The sequence below is a fragment of the Flavobacterium sp. CR10 genome, assembly GCF_055814415.1.
Genome location: NZ_CP185985.1, coordinates 2,054,801 through 2,080,998 on the forward strand (window position 1 = coordinate 2,054,801; position 26,198 = coordinate 2,080,998).

At 35.1% G+C, this 26,198-nt stretch carries 12 protein-coding genes and 1 pseudogene; 11 read left to right on the top strand and 2 right to left on the bottom strand.

Annotation, left to right across the window (positions count from 1 at the left end):
* Window positions 1–14: 14 nt before the first annotated feature.
* Window positions 15–2,198, top strand: a complete 2,184-nt coding sequence (locus tag ACNRYB_RS09285) for a prolyl oligopeptidase family serine peptidase (protein ID WP_473729876.1) — start codon at window positions 15–17, stop codon at window positions 2,196–2,198.
* 72 nt (window positions 2,199–2,270) lie between these two features.
* On the opposite strand, the gene ACNRYB_RS09290 is transcribed toward ACNRYB_RS09285, so the two are convergent.
* The gene (locus ACNRYB_RS09290) at window positions 2,271–4,583 is read right to left on the bottom strand and encodes a lantibiotic dehydratase family protein (protein WP_473729877.1); all 2,313 of its coding nucleotides are present in this window, start codon (window positions 4,581–4,583) and stop codon (window positions 2,271–2,273) included.
* Between the two features lie 396 nt (window positions 4,584–4,979).
* On the opposite strand from ACNRYB_RS09290, the gene ACNRYB_RS09295 reads away from it, so the two are divergent.
* The 4 genes from ACNRYB_RS09295 to ACNRYB_RS09310 all read left to right on the top strand — a co-directional run bounded on the left by ACNRYB_RS09295 (window position 4,980) and on the right by ACNRYB_RS09310 (window position 9,358).
* Entirely contained in the window at window positions 4,980–5,132 is a 153-nt protein-coding gene (locus tag ACNRYB_RS09295) for a class IIb bacteriocin, lactobin A/cerein 7B family (RefSeq protein WP_473729878.1), read from the top strand.
* A gap of 13 nt (window positions 5,133–5,145) precedes the next feature.
* Window positions 5,146–5,316, top strand: a complete 171-nt coding sequence (locus tag ACNRYB_RS09300) for a hypothetical protein (protein ID WP_473729879.1) — start codon at window positions 5,146–5,148, stop codon at window positions 5,314–5,316.
* A gap of 723 nt (window positions 5,317–6,039) precedes the next feature.
* Window positions 6,040–7,182 (top strand): HlyD family secretion protein, encoded by a 1,143-nt coding sequence (locus ACNRYB_RS09305; protein ID WP_473729880.1) that lies wholly within the window; start codon window positions 6,040–6,042, stop codon window positions 7,180–7,182.
* Window positions 7,183–7,189: 7 nt separating this feature from the next.
* The gene (locus ACNRYB_RS09310) at window positions 7,190–9,358 is read left to right on the top strand and encodes a peptidase domain-containing ABC transporter (RefSeq protein WP_473729881.1); all 2,169 of its coding nucleotides are present in this window, start codon (window positions 7,190–7,192) and stop codon (window positions 9,356–9,358) included.
* A 408-nt stretch (window positions 9,359–9,766) separates the two neighbouring features.
* Here the strand turns inward: ACNRYB_RS09310 and ACNRYB_RS09315 are convergent.
* Window positions 9,767–10,231: pseudogene (locus tag ACNRYB_RS09315) on the bottom strand (JAB domain-containing protein).
* A gap of 488 nt (window positions 10,232–10,719) precedes the next feature.
* Between ACNRYB_RS09315 and ACNRYB_RS09320 the strand changes: the two are divergent.
* From ACNRYB_RS09320 to ACNRYB_RS09345, 6 genes are all read left to right on the top strand, one after another.
* Complete coding sequence (locus tag ACNRYB_RS09320; RefSeq protein ID WP_473729882.1) at window positions 10,720–11,433, top strand: hypothetical protein; 714 nt, start codon at window positions 10,720–10,722, stop codon at window positions 11,431–11,433.
* 617 nt (window positions 11,434–12,050) lie between these two features.
* Complete coding sequence (locus ACNRYB_RS09325) at window positions 12,051–12,719, top strand: hypothetical protein (protein ID WP_473729883.1); 669 nt, start codon at window positions 12,051–12,053, stop codon at window positions 12,717–12,719.
* Between the two features lie 178 nt (window positions 12,720–12,897).
* Window positions 12,898–13,434 carry a hypothetical protein gene (locus tag ACNRYB_RS09330; protein ID WP_473729884.1) on the top strand — a complete coding sequence of 179 codons (537 nt, stop codon included), beginning with the start codon at window positions 12,898–12,900 and terminating at the stop codon, window positions 13,432–13,434.
* Window positions 13,435–14,220: 786 nt separating this feature from the next.
* The gene (locus tag ACNRYB_RS09335; RefSeq protein WP_473729885.1) at window positions 14,221–15,885 is read left to right on the top strand and encodes a T9SS type A sorting domain-containing protein; all 1,665 of its coding nucleotides are present in this window, start codon (window positions 14,221–14,223) and stop codon (window positions 15,883–15,885) included.
* A gap of 22 nt (window positions 15,886–15,907) precedes the next feature.
* Window positions 15,908–22,678, top strand: a complete 6,771-nt coding sequence (locus ACNRYB_RS09340; RefSeq protein WP_473729886.1) for a DUF5977 domain-containing protein — start codon at window positions 15,908–15,910, stop codon at window positions 22,676–22,678.
* Between the two features lie 33 nt (window positions 22,679–22,711).
* Window positions 22,712–26,194 carry a DUF6443 domain-containing protein gene (locus tag ACNRYB_RS09345; RefSeq protein WP_473729887.1) on the top strand — a complete coding sequence of 1,161 codons (3,483 nt, stop codon included), beginning with the start codon at window positions 22,712–22,714 and terminating at the stop codon, window positions 26,192–26,194.
* The last annotated feature ends 4 nt before the right edge of the window (window positions 26,195–26,198 follow it).

Here is a 26,198-nt window from a genome sequence, read left to right on the forward strand (position 1 = left end):
TAAATTAGAATTAAATGTCAAAAGCTAAATTATTTCAAATTATTTTATTTTCATTTTTTGTAAATTCTTTGATCGCGCAAAAAGATATTCTGCCTGAAAAACAATTTACAGAGAACTTTTTTGGAAGAACTCTAAGTGATCCATATCGTTATATGGAAAATCCTAAGGATACCTTAGTTCAGCAGTGGTTTAAGTATAATAGTTCTCGAACTAGATCTATTTTAAACAATATTTCAGGCAGGAAAGAAATTGTAGATAAGTTAATAGAGATTGAAAATAGAAAATCTTTTAGTGTGACATTATTAAATGTAACTGATGATGATTATTATTTTTATTTAAAAGCAACTGATAAAGATAAAACGGGAAAGTTGTATTTTAAAAATGGAGAAGATGGGTCTGAAGTATTGCTTTATGACCCATCAAATTATAAAATTGGACAAAAGGATGAGTACATAATTAATTATTTAAAGCCTTCTTGGGATCATAAAATAGTTGCTTTAGGTTTGTCAAAAAATGGAGAAGAAATTGGAGAGATAGCATTCTTAAATGTCGATACAAAGTCTATTCTGCCAGAAGTTATTCCTAACACATGGCCAGCTGAACTAAAAGGAATTAACTGGCTTTCCGATAATTCAGGAATCGTTTATCAGCATATTCCAGTTATTGATCCCAATGAGAAAAACTACATATTAAATACAGAGTCTGTGATTTATAAATTAGGTGATAATCCTTTAAAGCACAAAATCATATTTTCAAAAAACAATAATCCTGAATTTAATATTAAATCAGAAGATTTTCCCTTATTGTGTAAGTTTGGTCAAAAGGATAAATATATTTTAGTTTTTTTAGCAGGCGCTTCTAATTATTATGACTGTTACTATGCAAAAGCTGAAGATCTAAAAAGTAATAGGATTGACTGGAAATTGCTGTTTAAGAAAGAAGATCAAATTAAAGATCAGATTCTTATTAATGACGATTTATATTGTTTATCAGCTAAAAATGCATCAAATTTTAATATTTTTAAAACTAATATATTAGATTTTGATTTGGAAAAAAAGGCTATTATTGTGTCTGAGGACAAAAAAGAGACTATTGATGATTTTGTTATTACAAAAGACGGTCTATTCTATAGCACAACAAAAAATGGCGTAGAAGCTCATTTATATTTTGTTTCTAATCGCGAAACGAAAGAAATAATTTCGCCTATAAGTGCAGGGACAATAACGATGCAGATAAAGAATAAATTTAGTTCTGAAATATGGCTAAGCTATAGTGGTTGGATTAATCCGAAGCATAGATTTCGTTATGATATTGCAAATAATAGATTCATTGAAGCACCTTTATCTCCAGTAATCGCTTATCCAGAATATTCAGATTTCGTCGTTAAAGAAATTGAAATTCCTTCCCAAGATGGTGTTATGATCCCTGTTTCTTTAATTTACAAAAAAGGACTTCGAAAGAATAAATCGAATAATGTGCTTATTGATGGTTATGGCGCTTATGGCACGTCACTTACGCCAATATTCGAGCCTATTTATTTGTCTTGGGTGTTAAATGATGGTGTCTATGTTGTTAGCCATGTAAGAGGAGGCGGTGAAAAAGGTGACAATTGGCATCAGGGAGGTTACAAAAGCAGCAAATCAAACTCATGGAAAGATTTAATAGCTACAGCCGAATATTTAATTAAAGAAAAAATAACCACTAAAGAAAGAATTGCCATCTCGAGTGGAAGCGCAGGAGGTATTTTAGTTGGAAGAGCCATAACTGAAAGACCTGATTTATTTAAAGTGATGTTATGTGAAAATGGCACTTTAAATACTACAAGAATCAAGGAGATTTCTAACGGCCAGAATAATATGAAAGAATTCGGAAATCCTGATATAGAAGAAGAGTTTAACGCACTTTATGAAATGGATTCTTATCAGCATTTAAAAAAGGGAGTTGCTTATCCAGCTTGTTTAATTTCGGTAGGAATCAATGATGCCCGTGTTCCTCCATCTATTTCAGGAAAGTTTGTGGCAAGGCTTAAAGCATCTACCACCTCCTTAAATCCTATACTTTTTGCAGTAAATTACGACGCAGGACATGGTATGGATAGCAGCGATTTGCAGCTTTATAACGACTATGCAGATGGATTTGCATTTGCTTTATGGCAGTTGGGGCATCCTAAATTTAAACTTTTGGGCAGTCGTAATTAATTATCTTCGACAATACTTTAAAAGGATAAAAGAGGCTTTATCGAAATATTTACATAAGGCAATATTTTTTGATTATGTCTTTAAGCCCATAATAAATTGATTAGCATAATAATCTTTATTATCGGTAACTATTGTGTTGGATGGAAAGAAAAATTCTTCTAGAATAAATTTTGATTTATTTTTTACAATTGACATAAGCATTTCAATGCAAGTGTCGTTTTCGGTGTTTATAACCAATAAATTGTCACCTTCTGCTAATGAAACATACTGAGGCAGAGACTTACTGCCCGAAAATAAACTATCTGCAACAGCACGGAAAAAAACTTTACAGCAAATGCTCTTGTTTTGATTTGACTTTGTAAAAAGTTCAGGACTATTTTCCTTTGTAAATATCCATTTTGCTTTTGCTACTATGCAATTGCTAAATGTAATTCTAGGGAAATAGTCATGATATTTTTGTAGTATTTCTAAATTAAGACCGATTGAGGATTTATAATTTTCAAATTGCATATCGCATAAAAAATGATAGATTGGGAGAGCTTTATTAGAATAATTATGTGCATTTGTTAATCTTGGAATAATTTCCTTGTCATATTTCTTGCTCCATAAAATTAAACGGCCTGAATACATTCTTAATAAAATATCTTCGATATTAATTTGTTTCGAAGGGTGTAAACTAGATTTTCCTAGATAAGGTATTTCGTAAGATCTAAAATTTGGTCTCCTTAGTATGTTTCCGGTTCTCGTTTCTGGTAAATGTATTACTTCAGCAACAATCTTATCTTTAAAATAATCTGATTCATATTTTGTAATTTCATTTGCCAAATTATTGATGTTTTCATTTCCGTAACAGAATCTTGCCAATAAATTTGCTGCGCTTGAGCCGCCGATGCTTTGAATTGCAATCCACTCTTTTTTATTTTCTTGAATAATTTCGAAAACGCATGAAAAAGTGCATGGGAGATTTTCATTGGAGAAATCGACAGTCTCAAAATCGCTACTAGTGATCTCGAAGCTTTTTTTATTTTTTAGTGTGGCGTTTTTTAGTTTGCTATGTATTATTTTTTCTACTTCATTTAAGTTAATAGATTCATCTGTATTTGCTTTCTGATTTATATTTAATGCGTCTAATAAAGGGGTGATATCAAAACTTTCAATTTTTTGTCCATAACCAATTCCTGTTTCAAAATCTAATGCTGTGACTAATGGAATAATCTCTTCTTCATAACGTTTTGAAAATTTATCTTTAAAATTTTCTAAAAATGTCTTTTTAGGCATCTCAGAGATTTTATTTAGAAATTTTATTGCTTTTACTATTTCATGCGCATAACTTTTACTTAATTGAAACTCATTGGAACTAAGGAATAAATCTGTCTGAAATAGAAATTTTTTATCAAAAGGAATGTCTGTGTCGCTTATATTTTGGGTAATTTTTTCATAGAGAGAAAAAGGATCTTTAGCTTGATCAATTTGCAGTAATCCATTGCTTATACTCTTTATATTTTTAAATGTGAAATTTTCAGTTACTTCTTTTGATTGAAAATTCTGAGATCTTACCCTTTTTAAATGCTGTTTTTGAGATTTATTTGTTAAGTCATCAGATAAATTTACCAACTTATCAAAATAATCTTCCCCTGTTAATGTAAGGTCCAATTCTGAAACAAGTATTTGATGGCTAATTAATTCATCGATAAAATTAACTGCTGCTGTTTCTCTTGTTTTATCTGACACTAAGTAAAGAGATAAGTCTTTTTTAGTAATGCCCAAATAAGACTTTTGAATTACCAAATCCAAATAATCTGTGCTCTTAACAGCTTCAAGTGAATATTTGCGCTTATCATCCAAAGAATATTGAATATATCTATAAAAATCCCCTAGTTTATAAATGGTCGAATTTGGATAAAAAAGCATTTCATTTTGAATTACGGAATCGGTTTCTAATTCTTTTCCCAAGTTGCTGACGAAGTGCATGTCAAATCTAGTTCTTCGATAAAAAATATTTTTTTCGAGGTTTAAACTAGCATTTCCATTAAGATTTATGCATGTTGTGTTTGCAAATTGGCCAGCACCGCAGGCAGAAAAAAGACCAAAGGGGGTACATCTAGTAGACATACGGCTTAAATATTTTAGAATCGTAATTTTAAGCCTGTTAGTTTTGTTAAGTGGATAGTGATCTTCTGAAATCCATTTCTGTATTTCATTATATAATTCTGGTGAAGCTAAAAATATAGCTTCTTTAAGATTATTGTCCTTTAATATTTCTTTAATGAGTGTATCGTGAATATCTTTTTTTTGTGTGAGGGCATGATAAAAATCTACAGGAAAGGAAGGAATTCTTATGGCAAAAGATTGAAAAAAAGTAAAATCTATTTTAGAATTTTGCATATATTTATTTTATTGAAAATGTAAGAATAAAGAAATTTTAAAAATAGATATTATTTTGCTTCTTGTAAGAATATTTCTTTGAAAAAAGAATGTTATATTGTATAAAAAATGTTTTGTTAAGTTGTTTAAAATCAGTGTTCTGTGTGTGTTTTTTTTGTTTTTTTATAAATTAAGAATCTAGATTTATAAATCAAGAATAGTTTTACTTGATTTAAATATTGACTTGAAGTAGTTTTGGCTTCAGAAAAGTGAGACATTTTTTACAGTAAGACGTCGCTGCAAGAACAGATTTCTTTTCTATAATGTAATTGGCCAATTGCAAAAGATCAACTCAGTTGTAAAGTGATTTTAAAAATAAACAACATGATAAATGTTTAACAATTAAAAATACAAATTATGAATTTAGAAAGTTTAAATTTAGTGGAGCTTAATGCTCAGGAAGTACAAGAGATTGATGGAGGCATTTTGCCTTTACTTTTGGCAGCTATTGAAATTGGCGGAGCTTGTTATGCTGCCGGTTATGCTGTAGGTTATTTTATGAAACATTAATATTAGAAAGACCATGGAAAATTATTTAGATCAAAAAAAAATCGAAGTTATTGAATTAACATTTGATGAAATGATGTTCACTGAAGGAGGTACACAAATAGAAAAATGGATGGTTGCAGGTGCTTTTTTGTTTGGATTTGCCCCAGGCTTATTCGCTATGGGTTATTATAATGCGACACATTAAAATAATATTATAGATTATATCAACAATAAAAAGCACTTATGGAATCGTCAAAATTATTGAAATTAGTAAGAATTATAGTACTAGTATCCTTGTTTATATATTTACTTGGTTACATTATTGGTTCTTTATATAAAAAGTAATTTTATCCATTATGCAATATTCTCCTTCATTTTATTACGAAGGAGAGTATTGCTTAAATGAATAAAAAGGAATCTATTATTGAAAGCCTTCTTTTAGGCAAGAAGTATAAAAAGCTATTGACTATAGTTTATACGCTATTGCTTCTTATCTTTTTCTCATATTTCGTAGGAAAATATGTGGAGAAGCAATGTTTTATTTATTAAACTGAACCTATGACTTACAATCAAAAATTATTAAAACGCATCAGTATTATTGTTAGGATAGCAGTATCTGTTTATTTACTAGGGTACATAATTGGCTATATCTTAAAATAAACTTATGAACTCCTGTTCAGATCCTTAATAAAATATATTTAATGCCATCTGCATTAAAACCAGCCTTAATTATTATTTACATTTTAGCATTTGCATATCTGCGTGGATATGCAATTGGGCAATTCTTAAAATAATATATTCTACAGCTAAATCTACAGCCTATAGAAACCTATAATTAATTGTAAATGCTATTAAAGTGCTTTAAAACTTTAATAGCCTAGGATGCTATTGTCTTTTTTTTTAGAAAAATAATAAAGCTTAATATGCTATGAACTTCAGTTTAGATCCCGTAAACACACTAGAAAAACTAGCTTCAAAAAACAAAACAAAAAGTATTTCTATCTACTTAGCTGTTCTTTTAGTAATCATCATCTTTTTAGGATTGCTGCCAATTATAAAAGTTGATATTAGCAGCCAGAGCCGTGGAATTATAAGAAGCACAACAGATAATGTCCCAATTCCGGTTATTGTCAGCGGCCGAATTATTTCGCTAAATATTAAAAATAATGCTATAGTGCAAAAAGGAGATACCCTAGTCAGAATTGCGATGCAGAATCTGGAAACCGAAAAAAAAACTCAAAAAGAAGTGTCAAATTCTGTTGCATCGCTTTTGCAGGATGTAAATTCAATTTTATCTGGAAAAAAGGGGTCTTTAAAAACTTCGACTGCGCAAGAAGATTTTTTAAAATTTCAATCCCGTAAAAATGAATTGCAGAGCAAGGTTTCGCAGGCACAAATTAACTATGATCGTAATAAGGGCTTATATGATAAAAGTATTATTGCCAAAGTAGAGTTTGAAAAATATGAATATGAATTGCGTTCAGCCAATGAAGCGCTGAAAAGTTATATAAGCGAACAAAAATCTGCTTGGGAAAATCAAAAAAGAGACCTTGAAGAGAGAATGAAAACTTTGAGCGGGAGCATAGAAAAAATTAAAGTTGAAGAAAACAACTATGTTGTTACAGCTCCAATTTCAGGAACAATCGAAAGTTTTTCAGGTCTTCAGGAGGGCTCATTTTTAAATGCCGGTCAAACGATATTAAATATTTCAGCAGTAGATCATTTAATAGTAGAAAGTATGGTTTCTCCTAGCGATATTGGGCTTATTTATAAAAAACAGAAAGTAAAATTTCAATTAGATGCTTTCAATTATAATCAATGGGGACTGCTCGAGGGAAAAGTTATTGATATTGACCATAATGTCTCTTTTAAAGAAAATCAAACTTTTTTTAAAGTGCGGAGTGAATTAAGCACAACCAAAATGAGATTAAAATCAGGATACCAAGCCAATGTGTCAAAAGGTATGACACTCACAACCCGTTACATCTTAACCAGAAGAAGTCTCTTCGACCTGCTATTTGATAAAGTAGATGACTGGTTAAATCCGAAACAGTTATCAATCGATAATTAATATAAAAATGGCATCGATAAAAATTAAACAACATGATATTAAAGATTGTGGTGCTGCTTGTTTGGCATCTATTGGAAATCATTACAAGGTTAACCTCCCAATAGCAAGAATTCGCCAATATGCCCATACAGATAAACGAGGCACTAATGTTCTTGGCATTATTGAAGCTGCTGAGAAAATGGGTTTTACCGCCAAAGGGGTTAAAGGAGGACTAGATTCTTTGGATAAAGTACCATTGCCTGCAATTGCCCATGTGGTTGTAAAACAGCAGTTGCAACATTATGTGGTAATATATAAGATTGAAAAAGCGAAAGTTGAAAATCAATCCAAAATTACGGTAATGGATCCAGGCTTAGGAAAAATGGAAGTATATACTTTTGAAGAGTTTCAGAAGATCTGGTCTGGCGTATTAATACTTTTTGCACAAAATGATAGCTTTAAAACGTATGATGAAAAAACGTCACCACTAACTCGCTTTTGGCACTTGATCCAGCCTCATAAAACTATTTTGATTCAGGCGCTGTTTGGTGCAATTATCTTTACGGTTTTAGGATTGGCAATGTCTATTTATGTCCAGAAGATTACAGATTATGTTTTGGTAGAAGGCAATCGAAAACTTCTTAATTTGCTAAGCATTTGTATGATTGGAGTGATTTTGGTGCAAGGATTTATCGGTTCTCAGAAAAGTATTTTTGTTTTGAAAACGGGACAATTGATTGATGCCAAATTAATTCTTGGATATTATAAGCACTTGCTGCATTTGCCTCAACGCTTTTTTGACACCATGCAGATAGGTGAAATTACATCGCGAATAAATGATGCCGTCAAAATCAGATCGTTTATTAATGAAGTGGCAATTGATATGATTGTAAATGTTTTTATTGTCATTTTTTCATTTGCCCTGATGTTTACCTACTATTGGAAATTAGCTTTAATTATTTTAGCAGTAGTGCCTTTTTATGGTTTAATCTATTTCATTCTCAATAGATTTAATAGGAAAGTTGAAAGAAATATAATGGAGAATGCAGCCGAGCTTCAGACTCAATTGGTTGAAAGCGTTACGCATGTTCGGACAGTCAAAGAATTTGGAATAGAAGAATTTTCAAACCTGAAAACTGAAAATAAATTTGTAAAACTTTTATTTACTGCGTATAAGTCAGGATTAAATGGCATTTTTTCAGGAACTTCCACGCAATTTTTGGCTTCTTTATTTACAGTAATTCTTATGTGGGCAGGATCAGGCTATGTGATTGATCGCACCATTACACCAGGCGAGCTATTCTCATTTTATGCTTTAATAAGCTATTTTACTTCACCTGTCGCCTCTTTAATAGGGATGAACAAGACTGCGCAAAATGCTCTTATTGCAGCTGATAGGCTTTTTGAAATCATGGATTTGGAGCGTGAAAAAACAGAGAATAAAATTGAAATGCAAAGGGAAAACATCGGCGATATAAAGTTTGAAAATGTCAGTTTTAGATATGGCTCCAGAATGGATGTTTTTAAAGGCTTTAACGCTGTCTTTAGAAAAAATGAAACGACAGCAATCGTAGGGGAAAGCGGCAGCGGAAAAACAACATTGATTTCACTGTTGCAAAACCTATATCCAATAAATGAAGGGAAAATATACCTTGGGGATTATGACACTCAATTTATTCATTATAAAAGTTTAAGGCAGCTTATTGGAGTTATTCCGCAGCAGGTGAATTTATTCTCGGGAAACATTATAGAAAATATTGCATTAGGGGATTCTTTTCCCAATATTCAAAAAATACTAGATCTGTCAAAGCAATTGGGAATTATTGAATTTGTTGAGAGGTTGCCTAATGGTTTTGAAACCCAAATTGGCGAGAACGGTGCAATGCTTTCGGGAGGGCAGAAGCAAAGAATCGCGATTGCAAGAGCTTTATATAAAGATCCTGAAATATTATTAATGGATGAAGCCACTTCAGCTTTAGACACAGGTTCTGAAATGATTGTCAAACAAGCTATAGAAGATTTTAAAAAGAAAGGCAAAACCGTAATTATTATCGCCCATCGTCTGAGCACGATCGCAAATGCAGATAAAATTATGGTTATGCAAAATGGAGAAATTGTAGAGTCGGGAAATCATCATGTTTTGCTTGAGAAAAAAGAAAAATACTTTGACTTGTGGAAAAAACAAAGCTTAGTTTAAATTTGTAAGTGCCTGATAAAATCAAACAAGACGGAAAGAATTAACAGCAGACAATTGATAATGGGATTTTTAGTATGCTATCAATCAAGAATGGGAATCATGATTATTGGAAAGGGAAATCGGCTATTAAAGGATATTATTCGAAAGTTTTTTTCGAAGCATAAAAAGCCTGAGAATCCTTATTTTTAGGGTTTCCCTTTTAAGTAGCTCTAACTGCACAATTCTGGTACCATTTGGGAGGTGATTAGAAAAAAAAAAATTACTTACTGAATATTAATTTTTTTCGTTCAAATTCTGCTTTAAAAATTATCAATAGTCCTTTTTAAGATTGGAAAGATCCACTTAATAGGACACTGATAATGTCTTCTGAGAACATGATTTAAAGCAGTATAAAATGGTAAAAGGCGCCTACAAGACGCCTTCATCTGCAAAGGAGTAATAAGTCTCCGAGGTTATGATTAGATGATCCAGCGGTTTTATATCAAGCAGTTCGCCTGCCTGTCTGATCTTTACAGTCATATGTTTATCTGCTTCTGAGGGGTTTGTATTTCCTGAGGGATGATTATGTGTAATCATAATGTTTGTGGCATTTGCTTTAAGTGCTGCCGAAAATATCATGCGGAGATCTACTATAGTTCCTGTTATTCCTCCCGAGGACATTTCGTAAAGTCCTAAGGCTTTGAATGAATGATTCAGAAACAAGATCTTGAATTGTTCAAAATAATCTATCTTACCCTGATCCCATGAGGATTTCAAAAGTAATTAAGCATCTTTGGATAATTTGATCTGAGGTCTTTCAGAGGTTTTAATTTTTGATTTGTAGATTAATTCAATTTCCGACACAATCTGCCATTTGTGATTTAAAGTTTCCATAATTTCTAAATTTTAAAATTAATTATGGAACATCAGTCGGAAATCATCCAGCAAGCGCAAAAAGCAACGCAATAAAGCAGGATTTTTATCCTGCATTTATGGGGGAATTTTTTGCAAGCGCCCGCAGGTGATTCCCGAACTTTGTGACGAAATTAAATGAGATATTATAATAACTTACCTTTTGTACAGTTAAAAAATAAATTCAATAAAACTATGGTTCGAACTCCTCCGCGGTCACATTTAATAGCAAAAGTCTACCCTTTATTAAATTTGTTTTTTTAATTTCTAGTGACCTTGATGGTGCAGAATTCGAATCATTTAATACAAGATTTGAAAATTTTAAATGATGTGTAATTGCCGATTTGATTGTTTGTGAAATAAAAATCCTATTTTTGAAAACAAAAAATCCTGATTTTTGTTGAGCATAGCCAATCCATTTTGGGTAGATAAGTTGGATAAAATCACATATACAAGTTGTGTGATATTTTATGAAAAAAAACACCATACAAAGATTATCTAAAAAAGAAGCTTTAGAAGTAGCTAATTCAGTTGGGATACTGAACGAAGAATATACAGATTTCTTAACTGAAAAATTTGACAGTGGAAATTTTATATTAAATCAAGTTTTCTTAATTAGTGATGATAGAATATTATACATTGAGGAAGTTAATCAGAAAGGAGGCGGAAAAGGAACTATATTTGAAAAGCAATATTTCGACAACTTCGTACTGAAACTAAAAAGAATGAAAGAGGATAAAGAAAATGGACGAAATAGTAATATTCAACATTGGTTTTTTTATTCTATCTCGAGAAATTCTATTATTCATAAGGTAGACGAATTACATAATCAATTGGTTAAAAGACTTGAAATAGATTTAAATCAATTAGATTATTCGATAAAAAGTTTAGATTTATTATCAAAATTGGTTTTTGATTTTGGAAACGAAAAAGCAATGAGCGAAATCTATGATAATTTGATTGTTTATATTGGACAAGTAATTATAATGAATTCAAAAAGACAAATCAATTGGGATTTGGAAAGTAATTTCAATTTTCCAATAATTACTACAGAATTTAAAGACATAAGCTTTAATCCGATAAATATTGTTTGGGAAGAGTTGACAAATTACCACCAAATTGATTTTAGAAAAGCATATAGTAAAGAAACGAGAAGAATTGAAACGGCTATAAACTATAGATAAGGATTGGTATCTCGAATAATGGCTTAAACCTGTTATAGTGTCGGAACGTTATGGATAAGTTAAAAACTGGATTAGCAAACTTAGCATAGAGTTCACATTAGGAACTAAGCCTTAATTTTTAAACCTAAAAGAGAATTGTCCGACTTGATGAATTCATGATGGGATTCGAACCGAAATTTCCTCTATATATAGACATTTTCAAAAGTAGAAGAAAATTTTAAAATTTTTCGACCCACAAAAAAAGCCTGAGAATTTATATTCTCAGGCTTTTTTGTTTTATAGTGACCTTGACGGTGCAGAATTCGAACCTTTTATTGGAAGATTTGAAAGTTTTAAATGATGTTTAATTTTTTGATTCGACGTTAATATTATTTTATTAATCGTGTTTGAGTTGATTCAATAAAGCAGAAAGTCCACTGAATTTTAGATCGATGTCAGTACCAAAAGCATCAACGAATTAAAAGTTCTTTAGATTATTTATAAGTTTATTATTATATATTTGATAACAGATAAACCCTAAGCTTTATCAGTCATATCTACCCAATTTTGCGATGATAAGTCTGATGTTGTCAGTAGTATATACAAGTTAGCGGATATGTTACCAAAAAACGAAGAAAATGGAAAACAATAAATTAAAAGATTTTGAAATAGAAGAACTCGAATTAATGATTCCTCAAATTGAGAAGATGTATAATTTTGAGTTTGAAAAAGACAAAACAATTATTGTAAATAGTTTTGAAGAATTATGTGATTTAATAATCGAGAAAATAAACTTAAAAAATATCGAAAGTTGCACATCACAACAAGCGTTTTATAAATTGCGGAATTCACTTGCTGAAACCCAAATAATCGAAAAAGAAAATCTAAATACAGAAACTCCGCTTAAAATATTATTTCCAAGAAAGAACAGAAAATCATTAATTGCAAAAGTGGAAAGAAATATAAAATTTAAACTTGATATTTTAAAAGCTCCAGATTTTATAACCAATGCCTTATTTGTTATAGCAACAATATCTTTTTTTTTGTTGTTTATTTATTCGGGAATTGGAATTATTGGAATTGCTACTTCAATATTTGGTGCTTATTTATGTAAATGGTTTGGTAACGAATTGAAAATAGAAACCGTCAAAGAGTTGGTAGAAAAAATTACTGCTGAAAATTATTTATCTGTTAGAACTGAGGAAAATACAATTAACAAAACTGAATTGAAAAAAGTGCTGACAAATTGGATTTCTGAAAATCTAGGAATCGAAAAAGAGAGGTTGAAAACAGCAACTTTCGTATAAAAAACACATCCGCTAACAGCTACTATAATAGATTTGAGCAATTGGCTTAATGGAAAAATGGTTTTGTACTTGGGATGATTTGGCAAATCCGAAGAATGGGCTTAATTTAATCCCAAACCCGCTGTAGTACCAGAACGTTGTGTGTAATGCAAAAACAAACCTTTAGAATTTTAAACAAGTGAACAATAAAATAAAAAGAATAGGGAAAAATGCACTCGCGATTTGGGGTGGAATATCATTAATTGGAATCATTCTAATTTTAGGGTATTTCTCCTATTCAATGACAATCGGAAATAAAACTGTTGAAAATAAAGCGACAAAATCTGATGTAAGATTTGTATTAAATTGGTGCGGACTTGGAGACCAAAGAATTGAAAAAGTCACAAATAGTTATGAATCAGGTCGCTCTTTTACTGGCGATTATCTGGATGCATATGCGATTGAAATATCAAAAGTGACGCACGATGAATTGAAAAATAAAAACGGTTTCTATCGTTTAGATAGTTTGCCTCAAGTTTTGAATGATGCGGTAAAAATGGCTAGTGGTTGGCAACACGAAATTCCTTGGTTTCCAAAAGTGGAAGATTTAAAAAAAGAAGATGTATATGTTTATCCTTGGAGTATCTATTGCAATGGAATTACTCCAAGTGGAGCCGAATTAATATTTGTAGTGCCGAAAGACAAAAAAGTATATTATATCGGAACAAAAATGTAGAGAAGGCACTACACACAGCAGCAGTTACAAGAAATGGCAAATTATTTGGTAAATTCACGTTTACGTTTCGCAAGAAATTTAATAGTAACCGAAAGTATTTGGTGACCAGATTTTCCACTTCTTGTAGCTTCGAAACGTTAGCAGTAATTTCTAAAACCTAACTATTTAAAGACATATTATGAAAAGCCTAATATTGTTTATTTTGTGTTTTAAAAGTGTATTTCTCTTTAGCTTAAATTATACATCAGCAACTTTGCGAACAATTACGCTTGAAAGTATTGATATAAAATTCAATTAAATAATCGCGAAACTTAAGAGATCCATGATGGGGTTCGAACCAAAATTTGTAGCAAATACTGATATTGCAAAAAATTAAAATTTTAGATAATAATTTTCGAACCATAAAAAAGCCTGCAAAATATAAACTTTGGAGGCTTTCATTTTTTTATAGTAGCGGGAAGCATTCAAATATCTAACCGATTTGTGGAAGATTATTTTAGTATAGTGGCGTATGCGTCTTAATCTTTAAATATTTATGATGATTCGACTAGCGATGATCAGCGCTCAATAAACTGTTAAAATTTAATAAAAAACATCTTTAGCAAGCGCTATGTTTTTTGCTTTTTTTAAAGTTGTTTTTGGAGCAATGACTTGAACAAAAAACAAATACCAGCTCAAGGCTAAACAAAAGTTAATTCTTTACGGAAAACCGTAAAGAATTCTAGTTTCATTGCATTATTTTCGCCCGCATTATACTGAATCATCTTAAGTTTATAAAAAATGCATATGCGAAAATTTTACCTAATGCTTCTTTTTTCGATCTCTCTTACTGGATATTCTCAAGATATTCTTTGGGAGAAATCATATGGAGGCACACATGCTGACTACCTTTTTGATGCGCAGCCTACGGCTGATTATGGTTTCATTTTAGCTGGAAGTTCGCTTTCAAATAAAACTGGTAATAAAGACGATGACAATCATGGCGACTTGGATTTTTGGGTCTGGAAGATGAAGGAAAATGGAGAACTTGACTGGCAGAAAAGTTACGGCGGATCTGGATTTGATCTTCTTCAGAGTATAAAAAATACAAGAGACGGCGGTTTTATTCTTGCTGGGACTTCAAGTTCGTCAAAGAGCTTCCAGAAAAAAGAAAACTGTAAGGGTCTTGCTGATTTCTGGGTCATAAAATTAAACGCTGCAGGAGACGAGCAATGGCAGCGAACGATAGGCGGAAACGGCCAGGATGAGTTGCTATGCGCTTTTCAGACAAGAGACGGCGGCTATATTCTTGGAGGTTCCTCAAGTTCGAACCCAAATTCGATTTCAGCTTCAAAACTAGACGGGAACTCTTTTGCGGCAGATATTTATTCTAAATCTGAAAAGAGCAGAGGAAGCATGGATTACTGGATTGTCAAACTAGACAAAGAAGGCGTTATCCAATGGCAGAAAACTTATGGGGGCCAATATTCTGATATTTTGAGAAGCATGGAACAGACTTCTGATGGCGGTTATATTCTTGCGGGATACTCTAATTCTCATGTTTCTGGCGATAAGACAGAAGCAAATAAAGGTGGAGGAGATTACTGGATCTTAAAAATAAATGATTCAGGAGTAATTCAATGGCAGAAAACCTATGGAGGAGACGGCGATGATCAGCCTTATGTAATTCATCAGACCAAAGATGATGGATATATTCTGGGGGGAAATTCTAATAGTCCTAATGCATTAACAACAGAAGGGGGAATTGTTGCCAACGGAACTGATTACTGGGTTCTTAAATTAGATAAGGAAGGGGAAGTGCTATGGAGCAAAACCTTCGATTTTGGGAAAGTAGATATTTTAACCTCGCTGGTTGAAAATGATGACAATACCTATTTAATTGGTGGGCATGCGCGCAATTCTCGTCCTAAATCAGGAGGCGGCGGTCTCGTATCAAAAGCAGTAGGAATGGTTGCTAAAGAAAAAGACGGCATAAACGATTACATAGCTTTAAAAATCAATGGGGAAGGTGATGAAGTCTGGAACAAAAGTGTAGGAAGCGGTGGTGAAGATATACTTCGCAAACTGATTGAAACTAGAGACGGCGGATACCTTATGGCTGGAACATCAAATTCTGGCTCTTCAAAAGATAAAAATTCCAATATTGGATCTAATGATTTTTGGGTTGTCAAACTTAAAGATAAAGCAAAAGTAGAAAAAGTCAAAGCAAGTATAGAAGCCATTCCTAACCCAGTATCGACTTATACCAACGTTATTATAGGTTATGATTTTAATAAAGGAACTGCTTCTGTAATAGATATTTTAGGAAGAACACTCCAAAGGTTCGATATTTCTGGCAGAACAGTTCCCGTGGATTTGACTTATTATGCAGAAGGTGTCTACATCATAAAGATTCAGACTGATGTAAAAACAGAATCAGTGAAAGTCATAAAAAGAATAACAAGCAAATAAGCTTAAAATAATAAACTATCAGATGTATAGATTAACTTTAGAAGGTTTTGCCAAAATAATATTGCCAGTGCTATTATTAATTACAGGTTCGGTAAAATCACAAGCTCAAACTTATAGCAATAATACTCCAAAACCAGATTTTGTACCCAAATCTCCAGAAGCATCGGCTTTTTTAAAATATGGTGAATATCCAGTTGATTTATCTACAGGAGTTCCAGGAATTTCAATCCCATTATATACCATTGACATAAAAGATTTTAAATTGCCAATCTCTTTAGATTATCATGCTTCAGGTATAAAAGTTGCTCAGGAAGCCACATGGGTTGGATTAGGTTGGAATTTAAATGCCGGGGCACAAGTGATTTTGAGTCCAAGAGACGAAGTAGATGAAAATAATGATTTAGTTGATGTCATTCCTGATGATGATGCTATTATTACCTACTTTAGAGCACATCCATATAAACATGAATCGATCAATACTCTAGTGGCAGGTCTTGACCAATCAAGAGTAAAGGATATGTATGTTTTTTCATCCCCTACAGTAAATGGAAGTTTTTATATTAAAAATTTTGCAAACAATGAGATAGTAACCATACCTCCAAATGCTTTTAAAGTAGATTTAATAGGAGCCAATAGATCTACCTTGAAATTTAAAATAACCGATCCTCAGGGAAATGTATATTCACTTAATACCACAGAATCTTCTGTACGGTCTATGAGCCATAGCGATCGTTATATTAGTGCGTGGTACGTTGATGAAATCAAAACTCCTTCAAATAATAAAATCAGTTTCACTTACCAAAATGATGGAAGTTTAACAGATATGAATTTTTCTCAAAGGGTGGAGGTAAAAAGGAGTATCACTAGAGGGGGATGCCCTTTTGGTGAAAATAATCAAAATCAAATTAGTGCAGTAATTAGTGAAGGAGGAAGTACGGTGACTAATTTAAAAAAAATAAAAGAAATTGTTTTTAATGATGGTAATTCTAAAGTATTATTCACAAAGAATGCAAATAGACAAGATTTATTTGAGGGAAGTGCCAATGGATCATTGGGTAAAATCGAAATTCAGCAATTGGCACCTGATGGATTTAACAATGTAAAAGGCTACACTTTTGAATATTCATATTTTAACGGATCAAGTAGCTCATATACAGACAAGAGATTAAAATTAAATAGGATCGTTAGCATATTCGGCCAGGTTGAGGAAGAATTTGTTTATTCAGATATTTTATTACCGAGTAAAACATCAAAAGGGCAAGATTATTTTGGTTATAATAATGGTTTAGTCAATAATCAGGATTTAATTCCGAAACATTATTTATTGGCCCCTTATGAAACAGAAGTGGGTAACGCAGATCGTTCTGTTAGTGCTTCGGCTATTCAGGCAGGGATTTTAAAAGAGATACATTACCCAACAAAAGGATGGACCAGATTTAATTATGAAAATAATCAATTTTATGGTGTCAATCCTTTTAATAGATACATTCCTGTAATTGTTAACAGTAGTGTGGTACAAGGGTCAGGAGGAACTATACCTCCAAGAGAAGATGATCCTGTAAATGTAGTTAATTATGTGTCAATTCCTTTTACCGCTTTCAATACTGAAGGACTGTTAACATTTGAATTAGATAAGCCAAAAGGAGATAATCCAACCCTACTTAAATATCATTATGCAAAAGTAAAGGTTATTTCAGGAGGGATTGAGGTGTACAATTCGGGACCCTTAGTGGGGCAACAATATAGTGAGAAGGTTAATTTGCCGCAATCAGGAAGGATAGAAATAGCAGTTTACGGGGAGTATTACAGTGTGAAAAACTTGCAATTAAAATATGTTAATAATGATACTGAACCTAGGAATAATTTAGGAGCTGGCTTAAGAATAAAAAATATTGAAAGTTTTGATAGTAATAATGCATTACTTTTAAAAAAAGAATTTGATTATTCGGATATAGCTGATTCAAGTCACACAAGCGGTAGCCTAATCAATGAGATGGTCACATCTTTTTCTACGAAAAATTTCACGAATTATGAATATATGACGTGTGCATCGCCAATTGGTGAATATGAACAAATAGCTTGTCTTGCAGGGGTTAATTCTCAATCAACTTATAGTATCACATCAAACTCTAGATTTGGTATTGAAGGAAATTCTGTTATTTATAAATATGTCAAGGAAAAACAGATTGATCCTACAAATCAGATTAATAATGGTTACACTCAATATGAGTTTACTGTTGGCGGTGATGAAATTCCTTTAGGTAGTCCAGCAGTACAAATTTCAACACCATGGAAAAGAGGTAAAATTTTAAATAAAAAAATATATAAGACAGTTGGGGGAACCAGTTTTATAATAGAAGAAGAAAAAAATACTTATTTTGAAGATCCTTCAAATAAGTCTTTTTACAATGGATTTAAGATGTTTCGTAATTCAACGACAAATATTCGTGAAAATGTATCAGATCCTTTTAATCTTGTGTGCCCTTATTATGTTAATGGAGGAATAACAGTTTTACAAAGTATTGAACCAATAACCTTTAATATTCCTTTTTTATGGTACTACCAAAAAACGTCTGAGAAAACAAGTTATTTTTATAATGCATCAAATAGTTTAACAGGCACTTTAGTAAGTAATACAACATTTAATTATAGCAATCCTACACATTTGCAATTAACTTCACGAACTACTAAGAACTCAGTTGGAGAAATATTGGAAACAAAATATTTTTACGCTGGCGATCCAGAAATGGCTTCCAGGCCTTTTATAGCTGATCTGAAGTCTGCCTATATGGTAGGAATACCTTTGAATACAGTATCTTTAGAAGGAGGAATTAAAATATCAGAACAGTTAACTAACTACGATAAGAGCGTTTCTACCAATAATCTTCTTCTTCCAAAAACTGTTTATGCTAATAAGGGAGCATTGTCAATAGATTTAAATCTTGACAAAAAAGTAACATATGATCTGTATGATGAAAAAGGCAATGTTTTACAATATACGCTAGATGGAGGAACTCCAGTATCTATTATCTGGGGTTACAATAAAACTCAGCCAATTGCTAAAATTGATAATTTGTCTTACGGCAGTATTACTGCTGAGAGTATTGCAAATTTGCAAACACTCTCTAATGATGATTCAGATAATTGCATATCAGATAATTGTTCAGAACAAAAGTTTCGAAATGCACTGAACACATTCAGAAATTCACTTCCAAATGCTTTTGTTTCTACTTATACCTATAATCCGTTAATAGGAGTTACAAGTATAACTGATGCTAAAGGATTCACTACTTATTATGAATATGATGCAGATCAAAGATTAAGATTTGTGAAAGATAAAGATCTAAATGTACTCCAAAAATACTGTTATAATTATAAAGGTCAAACTATAGATTGTGGTGATAATTCTTCTACTAGTGTTGTGATGTATCAGAGTGCAGCACAATCAGGAACATTTACAAGAAATAACTGTGAAGGAGGCGGAGTGGGTTCAAGCGTTTCATACAGCCAGGCTGTAGGAGCATCGACATCGACGGTTTCCCAGGCGGATGCAGACGCAAATGGGCTTGCGAAATTCAATGCAGACGGCCAGGCCAATGCAAATGCCAGCGGCACATGCACCTTCAGCAGCAAGGCCTACAGCGGCTCGTTCACCAGAAGCAATTGCGCTGCAGGCGGAGTGGGTTCAAGCGTTTCATACAGCCAGGCTGCGGGTGCCTCGACATCGACGGTTTCCCAGGCGGATGCAGACGCAAATGGGCTTGCGAAATTCAATGCAGACGGCCAGGCCAATGCGAATGCCAGCGGAATATGCACTTTCAGCAGCAAGGCCTACAGCGGCTCGTTCACCAGAAGCAATTGCGCTGCAGGCGGTGTGGGTTCAAGCTTTTCCTACAGCCAGGCTGCGGGTGCCTCGACATCGACTGTTTCCCAGGCAGATGCAGACTCAAAAGGGCTTGTTAAATTCAATGCAGACGGGCAGGCCAATGCGAATGCCAGCGGCACATGTACCTTCAGCAGCAAGGCCTACAGCGGCTCGTTCACCAGAAGCAATTGCGCTGCAGGCGGAGTGGGTTCAAGCGTTTCATACAGCCAGGCTGTAGGAGCATCGACATCGACGGTTTCCCAGGCGGATGCAGACGCAAATGGGCTTGCGAAATTCAATGCAGACGGCCAAGCCAATGCGAATGCCAATGGGACGTGCACTTTCAGCAGCAAGGCCTACAGCGGCTCGTTCACCAGAAGCAATTGCGCTTCAGGCGGTGTGGGTTCAAGCGTATCCTATAGCCAGGCTGCGGGTGCCTCGACATCGACTGTTTCCCAGGCGGATGCAGACTCAAAAGGTCTTGCCAAATTCAATGCAGACGGGCAGGCCAATGCGAATGCCAATGGGACGTGCACTTTCAGCAGCAAGGCCTACAGCGGGTCGTTCACCAGAAACAATTGCGCTTCAGGCGGTGTGGGTTCAAGCGTATCCTATAGCCAGGCTGCGGGTGCCTCGACATCGACTGTTTCCCAGGCGGATGCAGACTCAAAAGGTCTTGCCAAATTCAATGCAGACGGGCAGACCAATGCGAATGCCAATGGGACGTGCACTTTCAGCAGCAAGGCCTACAGCGGGTCGTTCACCAGAAACAATTGCGCTTCAGGCGGTGTGGGTTCAAGCGTTTCCTACAGCCAGGCTGCGGGTGCCTCGACATCGACTGTTTCCCAGGCGGATGCAGACTCAAAAGGTCTTGCCAAATTCAATGCAGACGGGCAGGCCAATGCGAATGCCAATGGGACGTGCACTTTCAGCAGCAAGGCCTACAGCGGGTCGTTCACCAGAAACAATTGCGCTTCAGGCGGTGTGGGTTCAAGCGTATCCTATAGCCAGGCTGCGGGTGCCTCGACATCGACTGTTTCCCAGGCGGATGCAGACTCAAAAGGTCTTGCCAAATTCAATGCAGACGGGCAGACCAATGCGAATGCCAATGGGACGTGCACTTTCAGCAGCAAGGCCTACAGCGGGTCGTTCACCAGAAACAATTGCGCTTCAGGCGGTGTGGGTTCAAGCGTTTCCTACAGCCAGGCTGCGGGTGCCTCGACATCGACTGTTTCCCAGGCGGATGCAGACTCAAAAGGTCTTGCCAAATTCAATGCAGACGGGCAGGCCAATGCGAATGCCAATGGGACGTGCACTTTCAGCAGCAAGGCCTACAGCGGGTCGTTCACCAGAAACAATTGCGCTTCAGGCGGTGTGGGTTCAAGCGTATCCTATAGCCAGGCTGCGGGTGCCTCGACATCGACTGTTTCCCAGGCGGATGCAGACTCAAAAGGTCTTGCCAAATTCAATGCAGACGGGCAGACCAATGCGAATGCCAATGGGACGTGCACTTTCAGCAGCAAGGCCTACAGCGGGTCGTTCACCAGAAACAATTGCGCTTCAGGCGGTGTGGGTTCAAGCGTTTCCTACAGCCAGGCTGCGGGTGCCTCGACATCGACTGTTTCCCAGGCGGATGCAGACTCAAAAGGTCTTGCCAAATTCAATGCAGACGGGCAGGCCAATGCGAATGCCAATGGGACGTGCACTTTCAGCAGCAAGGCCTACAGCGGGTCGTTCACCAGAAACAATTGCGCTTCAGGCGGTGTGGGTTCAAGCGTATCCTATAGCCAGGCTGCGGGTGCCTCGACATCGACTGTTTCCCAGGCAGATGCAGACTCAAAAGGGCTTGTTAAATTCAATGCAGACGGGCAGGCCAATGCGAATGCCAGCGGCACATGCACCTTCAGCAGCAAGGCCTACAGCGGCTCGTTCACCAGAAGCAATTGCGCTGCAGGCGGAGTGGGTTCAAGCGTTTCATACAGCCAGGCTGTAGGAGCATCGACATCGACGGTTTCCCAGGCGGATGCAGACGCAAATGGGCTTGCGAAATTCAATGCAGACGGCCAGGCCAATGCGAATGCAAATGGCGGCTGTACGTACAGCAATGTCGCAATTAGCCAAACATTCACCAAAAATGATTGCCCTGCAGGCAGTACTCCAGGAACTTATATTTATACTGTTCCTGCTGGAAAATATACTAGCGGCTCTCAGATAAAGGCAGATGGATTGGCACAAAATGATATGGATACAAACGGACAATACAATGCAAATGAAATGGCCCAATGTACTTTTTTTAGCGCAGCTAAATCAGGTGTATTTGTTAAAAATAATTGTGCAAGTGGCTCGCCTGGAAGTTCTGTTACCTATACTGTTTCTGCTAGAACATATAGCTCGACTTATTCTCAGGCTGCTGCCGATGATTTAGCGCAAGCTGATGTAAATAATAATGGACAAATTTACGCTAATACAAATGGTGTTTGTCCATATAATAGTATTTCCAGAAGTGGATCATTTACCAGAAATAATTGCGGACAAAATGGAACTGGTGGGACAGTGATCTATAATCAAGGAGTTGGTGCTGCCACATCAACACTTTCTCAGGCAGATGCAGATGCCTTAGGGCTTGCTAAATTTAATACAGACGGACAAGCTTATGCTAATACAAATGGTACTTGTACAATAACTTTTCAGTATGAATATTTCTTCAATACTTCAACCAAAGAGTTTAGTATTGATGCTTGGGCTACTGGTACAAATCATAATGGAGCAACACTAAACTTTACTGTAGATTTTAAACGTGCCAATGGATTAATATATAGTCAGGTTGTTACCGTTGTATTTCCTGCTGGTCAAGCAGATAAGCTGACTACAATTTTTTTAAATGCAGCTAGTATTGTAAGTGTTAATTTAGAAGTGATTAGAGGTTAAATTGTTAGGGCAAATAAGACAAACATACTATTTATGAAAAAATACATATTATTTATTTTATTGTTCTTTGTTGCAAGTATGAGTATAAAAGCGCAAACTTTCAGTGATGATAATTTCATTTACACGATAGCTCCTAAAAAGGCAGTTCAGTCAGCAAATTTAAGCTCTTTGACAAAACAAGAGATGACTCAGAATGTGACTTATTATGACGGACTTGGACGTTCTTTGCAAACTCTAGTGATCGGTCAGGGCGGAAACGGAGAAGACCTTGTTACCCCTTTTGAATATGACGGATTTGGCAGACAGGTAAAAGAATATCTACCTTATGCAGTTGCAAATGGAGGAACTAATTATGGTCGAATCGACACCAATGCGGCTATTATCACATCGGGTTCATTTTATAGTGGTTTGTATGAAAATGGTTCAAATCCATATTCAAAGAAACAGTTTGAACCTTCGCCATTAAACAGAGTTCTAAAACAGGCGGCTCCAGGGACGGCTTGGGCAATGGATTCTGGAAATGAAATTAAATTTGACTACCAAACAAACGCAGATAGCGAAGTAAAACTGTATAAAGCTGTAGCGACTTGGAATTCAGGTTCTGGTCTTTATGAAATCAGTTTTTCTAATTCAGGGACTTATCAAGCAGGTGAACTGTTTAAAGTAGTTACTTATGATGAGAACACTGCTCCCGGAGCCAATGCTGGTACAGAAGAATTTAAAGACAAGGAAGGGCAGATTGTAATGAAACGAACCTACATTGCAGGAGACAAGTACGATACTTATTATGTCTATGATATTTTTGGCAATCTTACTTACGTAATTCCGCCGAAAGCAGAAGGAACCATTAATGATGATGTTTTAAATGGTTTATGCTACCAGTACAAATACGATAACAAAAACCGTCTGGCAGAAAAAAAGCTTCCAGGCAAGCGATGGGAATTTATCGTTTACGATAAATTGGACAGGCCAGTTGCTACCGGACCGGCATATTCACCTTTTAAAGATGAAAGTGCTTTGGGGTGGATCATCACAAAATATGATGCTTTTGGCAGGCCTGTCTATACAGGATGGAGCAGCCAGACTTCAAATGCAGCGACGAGAAAATCGCTGCAGGATACTCAGAACGCTGCGACAGTTTTATTTGAAACAAAGCAGACTTCTGGAACAATTGACGGAATCGAAGCATATTACAGCAATGCCATTGCACCGACAAGCTTTAAGCTTTTAACCGTTAATTATTATGATAGTTATGCATTTCCAAATGCACAGCCTCTTCCATCTTCTATTGAGGGGCAATCCGTTTTAAGCAATGTAAAGACGCTAGCAACAGGAAGCTGGACAAGGGCGATAACTACAGCCTCTTCATCAGCAGGTGAGACCAGTACAATATTCTATGATGATAAGGCAAGACCAGTAAAAAACTACCTTAAGAATTATTTGGGTGGATATACTTCAAGTGAGAGTAAAATTGATTTCACAGGGAAAGCACTTTATACAGTTACTAAACATAAAAGAACTTCCGGTAATCCAGAGATTGCGGTAAGAGAAGAATTTACTTATTCGCCTCAGGACAGACTTTTGACTCATACGCATCAGATAAATGGAGGAACTGTAGAGCTTTTGGCTGAGAATACCTATGACGCCTTAGGACAGCTGGAAAGCAAGAAGGTAGGAAACAGCGTTGGAAATCCGCTTCAAAAAGTAGATTATCAATATAATATTAGAGGCTGGCTGAAAGAGATTAACAAGACAAGTAATCTGCAGCAGAATACTGATCCTGTGGACTTATTTGCTTTCAAGATTAATTATGAAACCACACAGACTGATATATCAGATGTAAAAGCGCTTTATAACGGAAACATCTCAGAAACATTCTGGAAAACGGCTTCAGACTTAAACGAAAGGGCATATGGTTATAAGTATGATAACCTGAACCGCCTAACAAATGCCATATATGAGAAGAATGGTCTGACTACAAGCGCCTATGATGAAAATCTGTCTTACGACAAAAATGGAAATATTATGAAGTTGAGCCGTAATGGAGATTATGACCCTCAAGTGGGCAATCTTGGCATAGACGATTTGGTTTATACCTATCCCACAAATTCAAACCAATTGTCTAAAGTTGCAGATAATTCTAATAACAGCAGCGGATTTAATGATGTGAATAAAACCGATGATGATTATAGTTATGACGAAAACGGAAATATGATTGCTGATAAAAACAAAAATATAACCAGCATCACTTACAATCATTTAAACCTGCCGAAGAAAATAATATTTGGAACAGCAGGAAGTATTGAATACTTTTACAATGCGTCTGGGCAAAAAATCAGGAAGGCCGTAACTGAGGGCACGGTTGCAAAGGTGACCGACTATTTAGGCGGTTATCAGTACAAAGACAATGTTTTGGAGTTTTTCCCGACAGCAGAAGGGTATGTAAAGAATACGGCAGGAGGGCTTTCGTATGTTTTCCAGTACAAAGACCATTTAGGAAACGTGCGCGTTAGCTATGCTAAAAACCCGACAACGCAGGTTCTTGAAATTATTGAAGAGAATAATTATTATCCTTTTGGACTAAAACATAAAGGATATAATGATTATTTGCCGACAGCGAATAAGTATAAGTACAACGGAAAGGAGCTTCAAGACGAGCTGGGGCTTAACTTTTACGACTATGGAGCAAGGAATTATGATCCTGCAATTGGTAGATGGATGAATATTGACCCTTTGTCAGAGAAAAGTAGAAGGTTTAGCCCATACACTTATGCGCTAAACAATCCGATTTATTTCATTGATCCTGATGGTATGGAAGCAATGTCTCCAATTTATGGATTGAATGGTAAATTTTTAGGTACTGATAGTGAAGGATTTAAAGGCGAGGTTTTATTTATGGATGAAAAAGTATTTAACATCGCAACAAAATCTCAATTTAAAGGAAATTATACCGATAAAAATGGAAAACTAACGCACAGTCAGGCTACAAGATTAGGTCAAAATCTTGATCAGGTAATGGGACAAAATCCCGAAAAGGATTTTACTCAAAGTGAAATTGATATGGTAAATACTGCAGCAACAGACATTATATCTAAAGGCGATGATATGGCTTTCGATGTATCTGAATTGAGTGGAGGAGCAGTTTCCTCTTATTATGCGAAAGAAACAAATTCGACAACAGATGGGAATAAATATTTTACAATTGGATCAAATAGTCCTGAATCCTATAATATAGAAAGACCAAACTCGCCAGCATATACATCAGGTAATAATATAACTTTTAATTTGACTAGTAGTATGTGGAGAGGAGGGCAATTTACTGTTAATAATATTCAGAATACTGGTGCTCACGAAGGTAATGCTCATTTTAAAGGAGGAGTAACTGGAGAAGGCAAAGGTCATGCAAAAGCATATCAGACGCAAATCAATCATTCTTCTTGGAAAGGTACGACACCTGAATGGAAGAAAGAAATTCAAGGAGCAATGACTAAAATACTTAATGGAACTATTGATTAAATTA